Genomic DNA, 17,546 nt, shown 5'->3' on the forward strand with positions numbered 1-17,546 from the left:
GCAGAACCTGCGACCGCCTCAATCTTGAATGAAGTAAAGAAGCACGATCCCGGCGACGAAGGTGACGAGCGCGGCCACGGCGTCATAACCCATCCGGAGAAATGTCTTGTTCTCCCGCTCCAGCAATCCGACGAGGAAAATTCCAGTCAGGATAATTCCGACCGTTGCTGCCACCGCTTCGAACCGCCCGGCCTGGTTCAGCACAGGCTCGCCGGCATAGAAGAGGTCGGCGAGGAAGATCAGGCCGAGCGTGAGAATGTTGGTGCCGAACACGTCGCCGAAAACCATTTCGTAGCGCCGCAGCCGCACCGCCGAAATGATTGAGCTCAGCTCGGGCAGCGAAGTTGCAAACCCGACAAGAACGTGGCCCACTATGCCAGAACCGAGACCTGTAAGTTTCGCGACAGCATCTCCACTCTGGGCGAGACAAAAGCCAGCGACGAGGATGGCCGCCGCGCAGAGCGCAGTAAGCAGCATCAACGTCGTGAGCGAGCGCTCGGCGGTTTCGTTATCCTGTTCCCCGTTCTCCCGGTCTTCCTTGCGTTCGGTTGAGTGCCGATCGCGCCGTTCTTTCAAGCGCCATGGAGCGCGCCCACCGTATCCTGCCGATATCCAAAAGGCGACCACCACGTAGCCGACGAGTGCCACCGACCAGGCACCGACAGGACCAAGGCTAACGTCGCCCACAAGCACCGCACAGAGTGTCAGCGCGAGCGCGCCGACCACAAGAACACCTTGCATCAGCGTGGTGGGACGTCCGATCGTAGAGGTGATGGCGTCGCGTCCCAGCACGGCATCCGCAACCGCGATCAGGACGACGTTGATCGAGACGCTGCCGAGAAGGTTGTTGGTAGCGAGGGCTGCGTTGCCGATGTAGCCGGAGGTTGAAACCGCCGCAATCTCCGGTAGCGAGGTGATGGTGCCCATGAGCAGCATGCCAACGAATGCTTCTCCGAGCCCGGTCTTGTCGGCAATTGCATCCAGGTACTGGGCGAGCTTGTAGCCCGCGATCCAGACGATGCTCGCAGCGACTGCAAAGATCGCGAGGTTGGCAGGAAGCCCGAGGCCGCTGAAATCGCCGAGGCTCATCATCGACACACTACCCGCATGGTTGGACGAGCAGGGCTGGCAGGCCGCTCCAGCCGATCGCGACCAGTGACAGCAGCGCCACCGCTACCGCGAGTTGGCGCAGGAAATCGGTGGACGGCTCCCGCGTATCCATGATGCGGTCCGGGACCCGCAGCGCGATGATCAGCAAGGCGAGGACCGCGGCTGCCGCAAATGCCGTACCGAGGGCGATTGTGACGGGTACCACGCCGAATCCGAGCAGTTGCAGCTCCTGAAAATTGCGGGCGCAGGCGAGCGCATTGAGCACGTACACGAAGAGGAAGTGCGCAGCCCAGATGAGCAGCCCTCCCAGCACAAAGAGCGATTTGCGCATGAAGCCCGTCTCGTCCATGTGCGCTCACCCGAGGATTCGTGGAAACAGGTGAACGATCGCGAGCGACACGAGTCCCTGCACGACGCTGTAGTGCCAGAACAGCTGCGTGTTATCGAATGTGACGCGGCGCTCGGCGGACAGGCGGCCCGTGAGTGAACGGGCGATCGTGTAGAGGCCCATGAGCACCAGCACTGTCGCAAAGAATCCCTGCCAGGCAGCAAGGGTGTAGACGATCGCGCCGTAGCTGGTCGCCGACGGCGCGAGCCCCGCAGCGCGCTGCCCGAACACCTCGATGGTGACGGGTAGCGACACGAACAGTATTGCGGCGAGGAGGGCGAGGACGACGGAAGCGGAACTGCGGTTCGGCACCCGGGCGAGCAGCCGGCCAGCTGAGAGCACCGCGGTGCTGCTCAACACGTACAGCGCAGCCGCCGCGGCAGGCCAGCCGAGACCAGGCAAGCTGGCCCGTTCGCGTGGCCAAAGCTGCGGGTTAACGGTCCAGAGAAAGAAATAGGAGAACAGCAGGCACGCGAAGGCGGTTGCCGCGACGAGGATCAGTACGATCATCGCCCACCAGCTGTGGCTGACCGACCCCGTGACATAGGCGGGAAGGGTGATACCGCCGCCGACATCGACCGGCGGCACATCCGGACCGGGGTCGGAATCCCAGATCCACCAGATCACGGAGGCGATCGCCAGTGCGCCGCAGGCGAACGCCGGGACGTAGATCTGGATCGTCAAGCCGAAGAAGAAGGCGGCGGTGAACACTGCCGCCAGAACCGTCGGCCAGCTCGGACCGGGCATTCTCAACAGATACTGCGGCCGCGCCTCGATAGGACTGGTGACGATGGTCTCGCGGGACCTAGTGGGAGCACCTGGCAGATAGTACCGGCCGTCCTGCACGTCGGCGGCGAGATTCGGCTGATCCCAAAGCGGTTCGCGGCTTGTGACGATCGGAATCGATCGCGTCTGGTAATTTCCGGTCGGCAGCCATTCGAGCGTACCGGCGTTCCAGGGATTGCCCGCGCTTGCCCCGAATGGACGGAAGTTTTTCGCGAGATCAATCAAGAACACAAGAACTCCGGCTCCGATCAAGAACGCGCCAATCGTCGAGATCATGTTCAGCGGTCCCCAGCCCATGGCCGCAATGTAGGTGTAGGTACGCCGTGGCATACCCATCAGCCCCGTCAGATGCATGGTGAAGAAGGTGACGTTGACGCCAATGAACATGAGCCAGAACGCCGTCTTGCCGAGCCGTTCGGAGAGGGGCGTCCGCGAAATGGTTGGTGTCCAATAATAGAAGGCGGCAAACAGCGGGAAGACCATCCCGCCGATCAGCACGTAGTGAAAATGAGCGACAACGAAGTAGGTGTCGTGCGCCTGCCAGTCGAAAGGCGCCATCGCCACCATGACGCCCGTCAATCCGCCCATCGTGAAGATGAACAGGAAGCCCAGAACAAAATAGGAGGGCGTCTTCCACTGCAACGTGCCTGAGGCGAAGGTTGCGATCCACGCGAACACCTGGATGCCACTCGGAAGCGATACGGCCATGCTGGCGGCGGAAAAGAAGCTGACCGACAGCAGCGGGAGACCGGTCGTGAACATGTGGTGTACCCACAGTCCGAACGATAGGAATCCGGTACCGATGACGGCCAGCACCACCAGCCGGTAGGCCACCAGCGGCGTCTGTGCCATCGCCGGCACGATCATCGACACCATGCCCGCGGCAGGCAGGAAGATGATGTAGACCTCAGGATGGCCGAAGAACCAGAACAGATGCTGCCACAGCAGTGGGTCGCCGCCTTTCTCCGCGAGGAAGAAGGGCCAGTGGAATGCTCGCTCGACCTCGAGGAGCACCGTCGCGACAATAATGGCGGGAAAGGCGAAAACGATCATCAGGGCGAAGATCAGCATTGCCCACGAATAGACCGGTAATTTGTCGAGCGATTGCCCCGGTGCGCGCGTCTTGAGAACGCCAACGATGATCTCGATCGCGCCCGCGATGGCCGAGATTTCGATGAAGCCGATGCCCAGCAGCCAGAAGTCAGCATTGATGCCCGACGAAAACGTATAGCTCGTCAAGGGCGGATACATGAACCATCCGCCGTCTGGAGCCAGGCCAAAGAAGAGACTGCAAAAGAATGCAAGGCCACCGACGAAGTATGCCCAGAATGCGTATGCCGAGAGTCGCGGAAACGGCAGGTCGCGGGCAGCCTGCAAATTCGGAAGCAGATACACGCCCATCGCCTCGACGGCCGGCACGGCAAACAGGAACATCATCAGGGTGCCATGCATCGTGAACAGCTGATTGTAGAGTGCGTGGCCGATCAACCTGCTCTCCGGCAGGGCCAGCTGCGTGCGCATCATCAGCGCCAGAATCCCCGCCAGGACGAAGAACAGCACCGATGCTCCGACGTACCAGACGCCGACATAGCTGTTGTTGACCGCCGAGATGAGATGGACCCCCCGCGGCGGCGCCCAGATCCGCTCCAGCTCCTCGAGTTCGCCTTCGGGACGCGGAAGACTATTTGGAAATTCGCTCTCCCCAATCGATCTTTTCGCCCGCGTGTCCGCGATGGCTGAGTGTTGGGCGATCGTCGTCACTTGAGATTCTCGAGATAGGTCGCGACCGCCCGGAGCTCCTCGCCCTGCAGGTTGGCGAACGAAGGCATCAGATTATCGGGCTTCAAATGCTGTGCGGATGCGATCCAGCCCGCTATCGTGCCGGCATTGTTCGGGAAGCTTCCCGCGGCAATCGACCGGCGGCTGCCAAAGTGGGTGAGATCAGGGCCAATCTGGCCGGAAGCCGTCGTACCACGCACCGTGTGACAAGCGCCACACCCGGTGGCGATGAACAACTCCCTTCCTTTAACGCCCAGCTCGGTGACGGGCTCGCTCGCGGGCTTCTGCTGATCCTCAAGCCAGGTCGGAAAGCGGTCCCGCTCCATCGCAACGACGTAGAAGGCCATCAGTGCATGCTGCGCGCCGCAATACTCTGCGCACTGGCCGCGATAGACCCCGGGCCGCCCGGCCGAGAACTGATAACGGTTGACGCGCCCGGGTATCATGTCCAGCTTTCCGGCCAGGCTGGGAACCCAGAACGAATGGATGACGTCGTTGGTCTTCAGGACGAATTCCACCGGCACGCCCGTTGGAATGCGGATTTCGTTTGCTGTCACGAACTGCCGATCGCCCCGGGGACCGACATAGTACACTCGCCACCACCAGCGTTCGCCGACGACTTCGATACGCATTGCGGGATTCTCGCGCGCGGTCGAACGGCTCGTAAGCGTCAGCCCGTAGACTAGAAGAATTGTGAGAACAACAATCGGCATCGCAATGCCGAAGACGATGACGAAGTGACGCCCTGCCATCCAGCCGCGCCTTGCCCCACCAAATACCGCGTGCGCCGTAAATGCAACAACGAGCAGAAGAATAGCCGCGGCACCTGCAAACATGATCCAGCTCAGCGTTCCGGTCGCCCCCGCACTCGGTCCGGCCGTGATCAGCGCCGATTGCATCCACATGAGCGCCGGCCGGCTGCCGTGGCTGTCGTTCGGCAATATCCAGGTGCACCCGGGGACAGTTGCGCCGGCAACCAGAATTGCGAGGAGGGCGAGCGCTCTCATTTCGTCAAGGTGTACAGGTAGGCGGTGATATGGGTTGCGTCTTGGTGCGAGATCGGCAGTTGCGGCATTGCCGTTTGCGGTACCAGCGACGGTGCGTTACGCACCCAGGTAACGAGCGTCCTGGGCTCGTTAGGAACTATTCCCGCGATGTACGTCCGCCGGGCGAACGTGTTCAACGGTGGACCGACAATTCCGACGGCGCCAGGAATGCCTGGAATCGCGTGGCAAACACCGCATCCGACTTCCGCAATGAGGTCTCGGCCTATCTTCGCATCTCCGTTCACGATGCGGCGTGCTTCAGCGCGATACTGCTCGACTGGTTGATAGCCATCGGAGCAGCCGCTCAGGACCAGCGCCGCCGCTATGCCGGCGACCGCCGCGCAGTACGCCCGATGCGCGGGTCGATTCTCTCCAGGAATGCAGTCGTCTGGCCAGTTCATTTCCCTTCTCCGAAAGCGTTGGGTCCGTCGGCCTTGGCGGCATACCTTGGTGGCGGAAGGTTTGGACGGCGCGCTCGGCGAGGCCGAGACATTCTTTTGTTCGCAGAGATCGCCGCCCGATTCCTCCCGCGTCGCATGCGCCTGCGTGGGGGGTCTGATCCGCATCAACGATATGCTCCCGCGCATGGAACTCGTCGGTAAACCTCTCCGGGCGAGGTTTGTTCCTCAGCGGAACAGCAAGCGATGGACGGGTCAAATACAGGTGCGTCATTCCCAGCGATGCCTGATGACCGCACGATCACGTACCGTCGCAAAAGTCGTGGTCTCGAATCGAACCATCGAGAGTACAGCGCCGTTAACCGTCTACTCACGCGCGCCGGTAGGAGACACCAAATGTTGCAGTCATTCTGGGCTATTGGCCTGGTTCTCCTGTTGGTGGGATGCGATTTCCCCCGAGATTCCAATGGAGCACTGTCGCGCATCCGCCGCGAAGGTGTTTTGCGTGCAGGCTACTGCGAGCGGCCGCCCTGGGTCGAGAATACGAACGGTAACCCTGAAGGGATCGAGCCCCAGCTGATCGAGAGGTTCGCATCCCGCCTTGGTGCCAGGGTGGAGTGGACCGCGGGAACGGAATCGTCGCTGATCGAAGCGTTGCGTGTCGGACAGATTGAGGTTCTCATTGGCGGATTTCTTAGCGACACCGCCTGGGCATCACGGGCTGCCATCAGCCACGCCTACAAGGAAGCGAAGGTCGTCGTCAGCTTTCCAACTGCAGATTCCGTCCGGGCGCTGACCGATCTTGAGGGCGCAGTCGTTGCGTATCGCCCTGCGCGACCGGATTTTGCAGCGTTGATCACGAGCCGTGAAGCGCGTCCCGAGGCGCGCAACGATTGGCGTGGGCAGATCGCCGTCGCCTATGAGTTCGAGCTCAGCGAAGATGTCCATCGTTCCCGGCCGTTGAAAACCGAGAAGCACGTCATTCTCGTGACGTCGGGAGAAAACGGACTTCTGTACGCCCTGGATCACTTCCTGATGCGGCCAGGACAGCTTGCAGGCGCAAACAAGTCATGAAGCGAGTACGTCTCATCGAATTTCCGGAAGAGGAGGAAGCGGCATTCGCAAAGGCGCGCCGGCTCGAGTGGGTTTCGATTGCGTATCTGTCAAGTGCAGCGGTGCTCTTGTTCCTCGTAATGGGCTCGTCGCAAGCGATGCGAACCAGTTGGCTCGAAGACATGATCAGTATGGTGCCACCCATCGCGTTCCTGATCTCCTCCAGATTTGCTACCCGCGCAGCCACAAAGTCGTACCCGTATGGAATGCATGCAACCGTCTCGATAGGATACCTCACTGCCTCTCTCGCAATCTTTGCGATGGGTGCATTTCTTCTGATAGAGGCCACGCTGAAACTAATTCACCAGGACCGCGCGACAATCGGCGGCTTTGATTTGTTCGGTACGACAATATGGGCAGGCTGGCCGATGCTTTTTGCCCTGGCCTATACGGGGATCCCGTCGTTCTTTCTCGGTCGAGCGAAGAAGAAGTTGGCTCCCGTGATCCACGATAAGGTGCTCTATGCGGACGCGGAAATGAACCGCGCCGATTGGATGGCCGAATCGGCTGCCGCAGTTGGCGTTATCGGGGTAGGTTTTGGTTATTGGTGGGCCGATCCGGTCGCGGCGGGGCTCGTATCGCTCGACATCGTTCGCGATGGCCTCAACAACCTGCGCGCAGCAGTCAATGACCTGATTGATGAGACGCCCCGGCGGACCACCGATCGGAGCCAGCTGGAATCGTTGCCTGACGAGGTCGCCGGCGAACTGGAGAAACTGCCTTGGATAGAACGAGCAGACGTCCGCATGCGCGAAGAAGGACATGTGTTCTTTGGTGAAGCCTTCGTCGTTCCGATGAACACCGAGAATATCGTGGGAGATGTTGCCGACGCCGTGCGCAAGGCGAGGGCGCTCAATTGGCGGGTTCACGACCTAACGATCATGCCGGTCGAGGCATCGGAGCTGCAGGACGAAGGCGATGATCGCAAGGAGCGCTAGCTGCTGTGCGGCTTAAGCCCGACAGCGCCGATCTGCTTCAGCGTGGCGAGGATCGCCGGCAACACGACAATAGAAGCCGCCAGTGACAATGTAATGGCGAGCCCAAACAGAACGCCCATGCTGTACCGGCCCTTGTGGGAGGATATCGTGAGCGTAACAAAGGCGACTGCCGTGGTGGCGTCCAGCAGGACCGCACGTGCGTCAAGATTTCGCGTATGCTGTCACCGCCGCCGATCCCGCTCGGCTCGCCTGCTATCCCGCTATATGAGTCGTCGTAGCACGGCTGTCTCAGGTCCGGGAACTCCGTGGCACCTTGCGGTGCGGAAACTGGAGACTTCGAAGATGAACCCGTAGCTCGAGCAGGTCATGAACTAACGGATCCGAGGCTCCGTGGACGCGGGGCGCCGCGCCGTGGTGCACAAATCAATCCGAATGGAGCGCGTCAAGGTAGCACAGTCCACGTCAAACGGATGCGTCGGACCGTTGTCGAGGAACAAGGTCATGCCGATACCTTTAACTCAAGGCTTCTCATCAGGCTGGTCTTCGGCATTACAGCAACTCGGCTTTGATGCTTCGGTGTAGGCCGGTATGGGATTAAATATCGGTGGGATCTTGAGCAATGGCAGATTCAGCACGGAAAAGCAGGAAGAGCGCCAACGGCCGGCGAACGACGATCTATAACCCTCGGCCGCGTCCTAAACCCCCTTTACGCCGGAAGAAGAAGGTTCGCCGGAAACTGAAGTGAAGCTCCTTCCGATCCATCGCTCGATCTGGTTCGTTGAATGGACGCCACAGGAGATGCGTATTGGCCGTCATGCCCTTGCCGATGTTCTCTAACTTCGCGGATTGCTTAAATTCGCGATTTACACGGTCCGCTATCGTACGGACAAGCTCATGACGGATGCACGGGTTTGAGCATGAGAGAGCTGGCGTACTGGAAAAGTCCGGTCGGCCGCTTGAGTGGCTTTCATTGACGATCGGAAAACGTGCCCAATCGAACAAATAGCAGCGGACGACGTTTTCAAACAGCGGGACTACGCAGGCCGGAGAACGTTATGTTCGATCGCAGTCTCACCCTGTTCAGATTGTTTGGCTTTCGCGTCGGAATAGATGCCAGTTGGTTGCTGCTGGCTGTGCTTATCGTTTGGACATTGTCGGTCGGATATTTTCCTCAGTCGTTTCCTGGCCGCGAGCCCGCCTCCTATTGGGCAATGGGTGTTGCCGGACTGCTCGGGCTAGCCGTCTCGATCGTGCTTCATGAACTTGCGCATGCGGTCGTGGCACGCCGATACGACATGCCAATCCGCGGCATCACTCTTTTCGTCTTTGGGGGCGTGGCCGAGATGGAAGACGAGCCGACAAGCGCGAAAGGCGAGTTCTTGATGGCCGTGGCCGGTCCGATCATGAGCCTCGGATTGGCAGTTTTCTTCTACTTGCTTGTGCTGCTCGTTCCGGGAGGTGTGAGTATTGCCGACGGTGAGATGGCGTTGTCCGCCCACGCAGTGGTCCTGCTCTATCTCGCAGGGATCAATTGCATCCTGGCCATCTTCAATGTTGTGCCGGCGTTTCCACTCGACGGCGGCCGCATGCTGCGGGCGGCGCTCTGGGCGTGGAGTGATGACATTCTCTGGGCGACGCGAATCGCGGCGCGGGCAGGATGGGCGTTCGGCTTTCTCCTCATGGCCGCTGGCTTGTTTGCGTTTGTGACCGGAAGCGTTGTCGGCGGCATCTGGTGGTTCATACTTGGACTATTTGTTCAAATGGCTGCTAGTTCGCACCTTGAGCATCACGTGCGTCGATCGATTCTCGCAGGAATCCCCGTTTCCGCTGTGATGCGCCGCGATCCGATTTCCGTGGCGCCAGCTCTCACGCTTGATCGGCTACTCGATGAGTATTTTCTGCGACATTACTTCAAGGAATTTCCCGTCGTCGATGATAGGCGCCTCGTCGGTTGCGTCTCGCTGGAGGCATTGCGTGACAAAGCAGCTCCCACGCTCGCGCGGCAGCAGGTCTCGGGCGTCATGCAGGTATGCGGCGAGGACAATACTATCTCGCCGGAAACCGACGCGAGCCGGGCGCTTTACAAGATGCAGCGCGGCAGGAGGGACCACCTGCTGGTTGCGCGCGATGGACAGTTGGTCGGTGTGCTCTCGCTGCGCGACTTGCTGAGCTATCTGGGCATCCGTCAGGAGCTCGAGCAGCTGACTTCAAGAGACGGCCGCGCGGGCACCATTGTCGCCAGGCGCGCCCCGTTTGCCAGCCGGAACTCATAGCCGCCGAAGACGCTTGAAGGAGAAGCTTGCTCGTGACCTGTGTCATGCGGCGGTGAGCGCCTTTCCATTGTGAGCGATTTCCACTCAGATGCGCGGGTCGCAAGGGGCGACAACGTCCAAAGTGCCACCCTGCGGTAACTCTCGTGGCCAGTGATTGCAACGGTCACCATCGCTAGTGCGGGCTTCCTGGTGATCGCGATCGCGGCCAGTTTGGCGGGCGCACCAGCGTGACGTGGTTACAGGGAACTCGGCTCTGCTTGGCGGCACTGGAAAAGTGTTGTGGTGGGCCATGGAGAAGGGAGAGTCAAATCAGGGGGGAGCGCCAGGCGGCGAGATCGACGGGCCAGTTCAGCCGAGGCGACCGTGTGCGGGTGACCGAGCGTCGAAGCTTGAGCCTGCTGGTCGAGCCCGACCCTGGTTCGAAACCGAAACCATGAGGAGTGTACAATGCCAGAGTTTGTCACCGACATTATCGAATATCTCGTCATCGGAGCCGTGATCATTGCCCTTCCGTTGTCGGCGATTCGCATCATGCGCGAATACGAACGGGCAGTTGTATTCACATTAGGGCGGTTCTCCGGTGTGAAAGGGCCCGGGCTGATCATAGTGATCCCGATCGTTCAACAACTTGTCCGAGTAGATCTGCGAACACTGGTACTCGACGTGCCGAGCCAGGATGTGATCTCCCGCGATAACGTTTCCGTTAAGGTCAACGCGGTGATTTATTTCCGCGTGGTTGATGCAGACAAGGCAATCATCAACGTGGAAAGCTTCATGGTTGCAACCAGCCAACTTGCCCAGACTACCCTCCGGTCCGTACTTGGAAAGCACGAGCTCGATGAGATGCTGGCGGAGAGGGACAAACTCAACCGCGACATCCAGGAAATTCTCGACAGCCAGACCGATGGATGGGGCATCAAGGTTGCCAACGTCGAGATCAAGCACGTCGACATCGATGAGAGCATGGTTCGCGCGATTGCGCGTCAAGCTGAAGCCGAGCGATACCGTCGTGCCAGAATTATTGGTGCCGAAGCCGAGCACCAAGCCGCAGCGAAGCTCGTCGAAGCAGGCGATATGCTCGCAAGGAGGCCGGAATCTATGCAATTGCGATACTTGTCCACCCTGCAAGATATCGCAGGCGAGAGGAACTCAACCATAATATTCCCGGTGCCCGTGGACTTTCTGCAGAGTTTGGCCACGCCGGCCCGAGTACAACGCAATCCCGCAGATCGCGGACCGAAAGCCGCATAGCCAGCCAATGCGCACCGGTTCTGCAATTCTTGTCGCGAGAAGTGTGGTCTCCGTACACGTCTTGACCGACGCGCCGTGACCGCCAGTGCAACGTATGCAACCGGACCGTCCGTAAGCAGGTCGGTCACAACGAGCGTGAGCGACAAACGCCGAGCGCGAAACGAAGGTGTTGCGCGGTCGTTGTATCTAATCGGAAATGTTGACTGGACCTTTCATCATGCTCGAACTCGCGATTGGCTTGCTGATCATAGCGCTTATTGCCGGAGCGCTCGGATTTACCGGTGTAGCTAGGGGCGCAGCAAATATCGCGAAGTTCATCTTCGTAGCGTTCATTGTCATCGCGGGCCTGATCGTCATCCTGGGTCTCTTTGGTATTATCGCCGTGTTCTGAGGCCCGTCCGTTTGTTCCGCCGTCTAGCGGTGCTTGCGCTGTTTGCGAGCCTCCTTGCGAGCGCAGCAACGCATGGATCATGTGCCGGAGCGATGAAGTCGCTGTCAACGCCTGCTGTGCATATTGGAGATGCGAAGCTGCTCGGTGAGCGCAGTGTTTCGTGCGGCCGGGCGAGCACCAGCTCAATCGTGGCGTCTTGCGTCACGACGCCGAGAACGAGGGCGCTAACCCCAAAACTCGGTTGGAGGAAGAGGGTGGACTTCCACCCTCTTCCTCCATGGTGCCCGAAGGATGGCTTGCGCGTCGCGCAGGCTTACTTGCTTCCGGACTTCTTGTCTTGATCAGAGCTGCCCACGGTCGACGAATCGCTCGACGACATCGTGAACACCGTCATCGAGTTCGGTCCGATGATCATCGTTACCGGATCGCCTTGTTTGTCTTTCGCGCTTACCAGGAACGAGCCCGGCACGACCTGCACGTTGGTGAAGCCCTGGTCGCGGAGCTTGCTTTGGATCTGCTGAGGCAGAGTTTGGTTCGATTGGCTGGCACTCGATGCCTTGCCGGCATCCGACGCGCCGGTTGTAGTACTTTGTGCAAGTGCGGGGCCCGACACAAGCGCCAGGGCAAGCGAGACGGGAAGCATCAATCGTAACATATGATCTCTCCTTGAATGTTGTTGCCCCGAGGTCGAAAACGGGAAACACAGGGCGTCGTTCTTGCGGAGCGTCGGACTGCAATGCCCGATGAAGCGGATTCAGTGTGCCATTTCGCACAGAGCTGAGTCGGCGGCAAAGTTGCTGCGTTGCGACGTCGAATTGTTTGAAAGTGCTTACAACCAATCAGGTGCTGTGGCGTTCGCCCCGCACCAATGGAAATGAACGAGGATTGTGTCATGAGACAAACACAACGACTATTACTGACTACCGCAACAATCCTGATCGGCTTCAGCGCCGGCGGTGCTGCTGCGGTTGCGCAAGCGGAGCGAGGCAGTGCAGGCAAGGGCAGCGAGCAAGCGACCCAGCGGGGCGCGCAAGGGCAGCCCTCTGCCGAAGCGAGCAGGGCGGGCGATCAACTCAAGCGGAACAATCAGCGGGAGCAATCTGCCCAGAGAGTTGCAACCGATTCCGATGCGCCGCCCGTCATTCTGCTTCGCGATTGGGGCTACGACAGGATCTACGGAGAGGGGTGGAGTGCGCGGAGGCTGATGGACGATGCAACCGTCTATGGTCCGAACGGAAACGAGATAGGCAGCGTTGAGAACTTGATCATCGGTCGCGATGGGGCGCTGCTCGGGATCGTCGCCGAAGTCGGTGGGTTTCTCAACATTGGCGACACGCATGTCTTCGTGCCATGGGACCACGTACGCGTCAGCGATGGGCTCAAGCGGGTTACTCTGCCGGTGACGGAGGATAACATCGAGAACTACTCGACGTCTCCGGACGGCTACCTCCAGAAGTCAGAAACAGGAGCCCGGCAAATCGTGCAGGAGGAGCTGAGCTCTGGTCCGCGCATCTGGAAGGCCAGCGAGATTCTCGAGGATGAAGCGGTTCTCAACGGGTTCGTCCGATATGGTTCGGTCAGCGATCTGATCTTCACCTCGGACGCTCAACTCCATGCGGTGGTCGTAAGCCCCTACGCGGCGTACCGCGGTGGATACCGAGCGTTTCCGTACTATGGCTATGCATACGGGTGGGCCCCTTGGTATCCGGCTTATCACCTCGGCTATAATCGGGATGACGTGGTCAACCTGCAGGTGCTTGACTATGATAGGATCAGAAATGAACCCGGGTCAGGTGGGCAAGCCGCGAGCAAGCGGGGCGGGGGCGACGGCACGACCGGCTCCGCGGCGGAGCCGCGTAAGCAGCAGAACGTGGCAACAAACGGTAGCTGCGGTTGATGAACCGGCCCGCGCGGGGCCGGTTCATCCCCTGAGTTGGCCGCTCCAGGCGTTCCAATGCTCCACCGAGGAACCGACCTGTGCGGTGAAGGTTGGTAGACCGCGGTTCCCCGCGTCCGCGGAAGGGGGTCGCTGATCAGGTTCTCAAGTTGGGAAGGCGATGCGGAGGCTGTTGTGGGGTGCGCTGATCGTTATCTGTGCGGCTCCGGCCGCCGCCTTCCTATTTGCTTGGTCCGGCGTCTATAACATCGCTGCATCCAGCGGTCATCTTGCGCTCGTCAGCAGGTTTCTCCAGTTCGGGATGCAGAACTCGGTCGAAACGTACTCGATCGGAATAGAGGTGCCGAGGCTCGGTCCTGCCCTCTCGGAACGGGGCATGTTATACTTCCAGTTTGGCTGTGCGCCCTGTCACGGCGCGCCCGGCCTGTCGCGAAATCCGGTGGCTTTGGCGATGCTTCCCCCGCCACCGGATCTCACGCGTGCCTCGAACGATTGGTCGGACGCGCAGCTCTTCCGGATCGTGAAGCATGGAATCAAGTATACCGGCATGCCGGCATGGCCAGCGCCGAGCCGCGACGACGAGGTGTGGGCGCTTGTCGCGTTCCTTAGGCGCATGCCGCAATTTCCAGCAGGAGAGTACAAGGCCGCGACCAGGCTGCGCGACAGCGAAAACGCCGCCGCTCGCATGATCGCGAACGAAGGTCTGATCGTCGGCCCGTTTGCCTGTGCCGGCTGTCATGGCTCGCGCGGTGAAGGAAGCGCTCTCGGTGGCATTCCGAGGCTTGCGGGGCAGAAAACTGCTTATCTTGAAATGGCATTGGAGGACTTTGCAGCCGCAACCCGTCCGAGCGGGATGATGGAGCCGCCGACGGTCAATCTCGACCGGCAACAGCGATCCGAGCTTGCGAAATACTATTCGTCGATCAGCCTCGACGAGGCGACGAACAAGATCACCGAGGCGGTTAGCGAATTGCGCCAGCGTGGGGCCGTTCTTGCGGAACAGGGTGCGCCGTCGCGCCGAATTCCTGCCTGCCAGGCCTGTCACGGAAAGGATGGACTCGCACGTGAGAATGTTCCGCAATACCCCGCTCTTGCCGGACAGCATGCAGACTATCTTGGCAACCAGCTGCAGCTTTTTCGGGCAGGTAAGCGGGGTGGCCGGCTCGCGGAAGTGATGTCGGCAACGGCACGCGGTCTGACCGATGATGATATCGAGGCCGTCGCAATGTACTATAGCGCACTCAGATAATGTTATTCGGATCCGGAGCGCTGTGGGCGAACTTGGCCGGATTGCTTCATCGTGACAAGCGGCGATGCTGTTCGTCCCCTTCAATTCGGTCTGAAATGCGATGAGCCGTGTCGATCAGCGCCATGCACGACAGCGCCTGCGGACAATTACGAAAGAAGCCCAACGCCAATCGCCCTAGGTTCTAGGCCGAGTTGAGCGACGTCGACCTAAAATGGAGCTTTCAAAATGGATGCCGCCAGGAAGTTGCTCGCTCGACTGCGACCGGAACCTGCCGAGCGGGGGCTGCGGTGCGCATCGTGATGTACGGATACTGCATCTCGGTGGCGAGGTGGAAACGATCTCATTCTGAAGGGGTTATTTCCGCGAGCGGGCGACTGGATCAGCAACAAGAGGTCAGCATGCGTACTCATATCGCAATCTTGATTACGGCAGCGATGGCGCTGCCTGCATTCGCGCAGAAGAGCGCATCGGCCAACGAAGAGGCGAAGGCGACTTTCGTGGGCGGCAAGGGAGAGCAGATCGGAAAGGGCGAACTGGTGCAGATGCCAGGCGGTGTTCTGATCAAGGCCGAGCTGCGCGGATTGCCGCCGGGCGAACATGCCTTTCATATTCATGGAATCGGGAAATGCGAAACGAGCGATCAGTTCAAGAGCGCGGGAGATCACTTTGCGCCGCTCGGTCACAAGCATGGATATGCATCGGAAGGCGGCTATCACGCGGGAGACATGCCCAATCAGTTCGTTGGCCAGGACGGCACGCTTCGCCTCAACGTGATCAACGCAAATGTAACGCTTGGTTCAGGCAAAAACTCGCTTCTCGATCAGGACGGATCGTCGCTGGTGATCCATGCGAAGCCGGATGACTACAAGAGCCAGCCTTCGGGAGATGCGGGCGACCGAATAGCTTGTGCTGTCATTGAGAAATGAGCGGCGACAGTGTATCGGGAGAACGCCTCTGTGCCGACAACCCGCGAATCGACTTAGTAGTGTGTGGTTGCTAACCCGGGCCGAAGAACAGATTGGGAAAATATAAAGCAATCTCGGGAAGCATGATCACGATCAGCACGCCGACAAAGGTCACGAGCACGTACGGAATAACAGACCAATAGATGTCGCTCATCGTGACGTCAGGTGGTGCCACAGATTTCAAGTAGAACAGATTAAAGCCGAAGGGTGGTGTCATGTAGCCGATTTCCATCATGATGATGAAGATCACTCCGAACCAGATCGGGTCCCAACCGTTTGCCTGTACGACCGGCAAGAAGACCGGGAGCGTGATCAGCATGATGCCGACAGGATCGAGCACCATGCCTAGGATCAGGAGTAGAAGGAGCATGAACGTGAGCGCGCCCCACTGGCCACCGGGAATCAGCGACATCATATGGTTCATCAGATCGCTGGCGCCCAGCGTGGTATAGGCGGTCGAAAACGCATGCGCGGCGAATAGGATCCACATGATCAGCGCGGTCAACCTGAGCGTCTGCATCGCAGCGTCGGCCAGGACTGCGATGGAGAGCCGGCGATGAACCGCGGATGCGATCAGCGCGCCAAACACGCCGAGCGCGGCTGCTTCGGTCGGCGTGGAGAAGCCTCCGAAGATCGCGCCAAGTACCAAGAGAACGATGAGCAGCGGCAAGAGGACCGCCTTTAGTGAATTGAGTTTCAGCGTCCAGTCGCCGCGTTCGTCCACCGGTAGCGCGGGTGCGAGCGAGGGCTGCAGCCACGCGCGCACGCCGATGTAGATCGACACGAGAACAAAAAGCAGGATCCCTGGACCGATGCCCGAAGCAAACAGCCGGCCGACCGAAACCTCGGTCAGCAGGGCATAGAGCACCATGAGGATCGAAGGCGGAATGAGAATTCCCCAACCCCCGCCGCAGTTGATCGCACCGACAGCGAGCCGCTTGTCATAACCGCGCTCCAGCATGCGCGGCAATGCGATAGTACCCATGGTCACGACGGCGGCGCCACTAATCCCGCTCATCGCCGCAAATATCGCGCAGATCGCAACTGTGCCGATCGCCAATCCGCCGCGGATGGCCCCGAACCAGACGTGCATCATCCGGTACAAGTCATGCGCGACGCCCGATTTCTCGAGCAGCATGGCCATGTACACGTACATCGGAATTGCGATCAGTGTGAAACTCATCATTGAGTCCCAGAACTTGGAGGCGACGATGTAGAATCCGACCGGGCCCATCGTGAAGTAAAGGAAGATGACCGAGATACCGCCGAGCGTGAACACAAGCGGCGTACCGAGGAAAAGGAAGAGCAGCAGTGAGCCGAAGAACAGGACTGTGAGAAGTTCGACTGACACGAGCAGCGTTCCAGGAGTCAAGGAGAGGGTTGGTCGTCGGCTTGTTTGCCGAAAATGTCGGGATCGTTGTCCAGCCCGTTAATGGTGCGGATATCCGAGACGAGGCGGACGAGCCCCTGCAGCAGCAATAAGACGCCGGCGATCGGAATGGCCAGCTTGACAGGCCAGATATGCGGGTTCCAGATGCTGTAAGAGGTCTCGAGACTCGCCGCCGAGTCCCACGCCATGTCGGCGGCCTGCCAGATCAGGACTCCGAGGAAGAGGAAGAACAGAAGCGAGGTCGCCAAATCTAACTTTGCCTTCTGAATGCGGCTGAGCTTTCCGTAGACTATATCGACATTGACGTGGGCGCGTTCGACCAGCAGGTAGCCGCCGGCGATGACCGCATAGACGCCGAAGATCAATTGCGCGAGCTCGGCGGTCCAGATTGCTGCGCTGCCGACCACGTAGCGCGTGATGACTTCGGCCAAAAGCAGCAGGAACATCGGTGCAATCAACGATGCGGCGAGCCGAGCTACCCACACGTTAGCAAGTGTGATTGCCCGCGCGATCTTCAGCATGCTGTTACCTGACATTGTTCGGCAGCCGCAAAACGGCGGCGCGCACGGGTA

General features: G+C 59.8%; 17 protein-coding genes. 8 read left to right on the plus strand and 9 right to left on the minus strand.

Annotated elements, in window-relative coordinates; genetic code table 11:
* Positions 1-18 precede the first annotated feature (18 nt).
* From LMTR13_RS12650 to LMTR13_RS12670, 5 genes are read right to left on the minus strand one after another with little or no spacing between them, the layout of a single operon-like run.
* Positions 19-1,092, minus strand: coding sequence for a sodium:calcium antiporter (locus LMTR13_RS12650; protein WP_236843460.1), 1,074 nt, complete (start codon positions 1,090-1,092; stop codon positions 19-21).
* A 7-nt stretch (positions 1,093-1,099) separates the two neighbouring features.
* Positions 1,100-1,459 (minus strand): hypothetical protein, encoded by a 360-nt coding sequence (locus LMTR13_RS12655; RefSeq protein WP_065728167.1) that lies wholly within the window; start codon positions 1,457-1,459, stop codon positions 1,100-1,102.
* Positions 1,460-1,465: 6 nt separating this feature from the next.
* Positions 1,466-4,036, minus strand: a complete 2,571-nt coding sequence (locus LMTR13_RS12660; protein WP_418219793.1) for a cbb3-type cytochrome c oxidase subunit I — start codon at positions 4,034-4,036, stop codon at positions 1,466-1,468.
* 5 nt (positions 4,037-4,041) lie between these two features.
* On the minus strand, positions 4,042-5,070 hold the full coding sequence (coxB, locus tag LMTR13_RS12665; RefSeq protein ID WP_236843365.1) for a cytochrome c oxidase subunit II: 1,029 nt from the start codon (positions 5,068-5,070) through the stop codon (positions 4,042-4,044).
* Positions 5,067-5,510: a c-type cytochrome gene (locus tag LMTR13_RS12670; protein WP_065728169.1), complete on the minus strand. Its 444-nt coding sequence runs from the start codon at positions 5,508-5,510 to the stop codon at positions 5,067-5,069. Before LMTR13_RS12670 ends, coxB begins: the two co-directional genes overlap by 4 nt.
* Before the next feature lie 393 nt (positions 5,511-5,903).
* On the opposite strand from LMTR13_RS12670, the gene LMTR13_RS39170 reads away from it, so the two are divergent.
* Positions 5,904-6,581, plus strand: a complete 678-nt coding sequence (locus LMTR13_RS39170) for a transporter substrate-binding domain-containing protein (RefSeq protein WP_197521088.1) — start codon at positions 5,904-5,906, stop codon at positions 6,579-6,581.
* Complete coding sequence (locus LMTR13_RS12680) at positions 6,578-7,558, plus strand: cation diffusion facilitator family transporter (protein WP_065728171.1); 981 nt, start codon at positions 6,578-6,580, stop codon at positions 7,556-7,558. The genes LMTR13_RS39170 and LMTR13_RS12680 overlap by 4 nt, the downstream gene beginning before the upstream one ends.
* On the opposite strand, the gene LMTR13_RS43145 is transcribed toward LMTR13_RS12680, so the two are convergent.
* Positions 7,555-7,677, minus strand: coding sequence for a hypothetical protein (locus LMTR13_RS43145; protein WP_257784729.1), 123 nt, complete (start codon positions 7,675-7,677; stop codon positions 7,555-7,557). The genes LMTR13_RS12680 and LMTR13_RS43145 overlap by 4 nt on opposite strands.
* A gap of 936 nt (positions 7,678-8,613) precedes the next feature.
* Between LMTR13_RS43145 and LMTR13_RS12685 the strand changes: the two genes are divergently transcribed.
* The 3 genes from LMTR13_RS12685 to LMTR13_RS12695 all read left to right on the plus strand — a co-directional run bounded on the left by LMTR13_RS12685 (position 8,614) and on the right by LMTR13_RS12695 (position 11,473).
* Positions 8,614-9,831: a site-2 protease family protein gene (locus tag LMTR13_RS12685; protein ID WP_065728172.1), complete on the plus strand. Its 1,218-nt coding sequence runs from the start codon at positions 8,614-8,616 to the stop codon at positions 9,829-9,831.
* Positions 9,832-10,278: 447 nt separating this feature from the next.
* The gene (locus tag LMTR13_RS12690) at positions 10,279-11,082 is read left to right on the plus strand and encodes a slipin family protein (protein WP_065728173.1); all 804 of its coding nucleotides are present in this window, start codon (positions 10,279-10,281) and stop codon (positions 11,080-11,082) included.
* A gap of 217 nt (positions 11,083-11,299) precedes the next feature.
* Positions 11,300-11,473 carry a DUF1328 domain-containing protein gene (locus LMTR13_RS12695; protein ID WP_065732637.1) on the plus strand — a complete coding sequence of 58 codons (174 nt, stop codon included), beginning with the start codon at positions 11,300-11,302 and terminating at the stop codon, positions 11,471-11,473.
* Positions 11,474-11,786: 313 nt separating this feature from the next.
* Here the strand turns inward: LMTR13_RS12695 and LMTR13_RS12700 are convergent, their stop codons facing one another.
* Positions 11,787-12,128: a hypothetical protein gene (locus tag LMTR13_RS12700; RefSeq protein ID WP_156795597.1), complete on the minus strand. Its 342-nt coding sequence runs from the start codon at positions 12,126-12,128 to the stop codon at positions 11,787-11,789.
* A 237-nt stretch (positions 12,129-12,365) separates the two neighbouring features.
* On the opposite strand from LMTR13_RS12700, the gene LMTR13_RS12705 reads away from it, so the two are divergent.
* From LMTR13_RS12705 to LMTR13_RS12715, 3 genes are all read left to right on the plus strand, one after another.
* Positions 12,366-13,370 carry a PRC-barrel domain-containing protein gene (locus LMTR13_RS12705; RefSeq protein WP_197521089.1) on the plus strand — a complete coding sequence of 335 codons (1,005 nt, stop codon included), beginning with the start codon at positions 12,366-12,368 and terminating at the stop codon, positions 13,368-13,370.
* 172 nt (positions 13,371-13,542) lie between these two features.
* The gene (locus LMTR13_RS12710) at positions 13,543-14,619 is read left to right on the plus strand and encodes a c-type cytochrome (protein WP_197521090.1); all 1,077 of its coding nucleotides are present in this window, start codon (positions 13,543-13,545) and stop codon (positions 14,617-14,619) included.
* A 434-nt stretch (positions 14,620-15,053) separates the two neighbouring features.
* Positions 15,054-15,545, plus strand: a complete 492-nt coding sequence (locus LMTR13_RS12715) for a superoxide dismutase family protein (RefSeq protein WP_065728177.1) — start codon at positions 15,054-15,056, stop codon at positions 15,543-15,545.
* A gap of 70 nt (positions 15,546-15,615) precedes the next feature.
* Here the strand turns inward: LMTR13_RS12715 and LMTR13_RS12720 are convergent, their stop codons facing one another.
* Positions 15,616-16,935 (minus strand): TRAP transporter large permease, encoded by a 1,320-nt coding sequence (locus tag LMTR13_RS12720; RefSeq protein WP_065732638.1) that lies wholly within the window; start codon positions 16,933-16,935, stop codon positions 15,616-15,618.
* A 17-nt stretch (positions 16,936-16,952) separates the two neighbouring features.
* On the minus strand, positions 16,953-17,495 hold the full coding sequence (locus tag LMTR13_RS12725) for a TRAP transporter small permease subunit (RefSeq protein ID WP_065728178.1): 543 nt from the start codon (positions 17,493-17,495) through the stop codon (positions 16,953-16,955).
* Between the last annotated feature and the right edge of the window lie 51 nt (positions 17,496-17,546).

It is taken from the genome of Bradyrhizobium icense, from assembly GCF_001693385.1.
GTDB lineage: Bacteria > Pseudomonadota > Alphaproteobacteria > Rhizobiales > Xanthobacteraceae > Bradyrhizobium > Bradyrhizobium icense.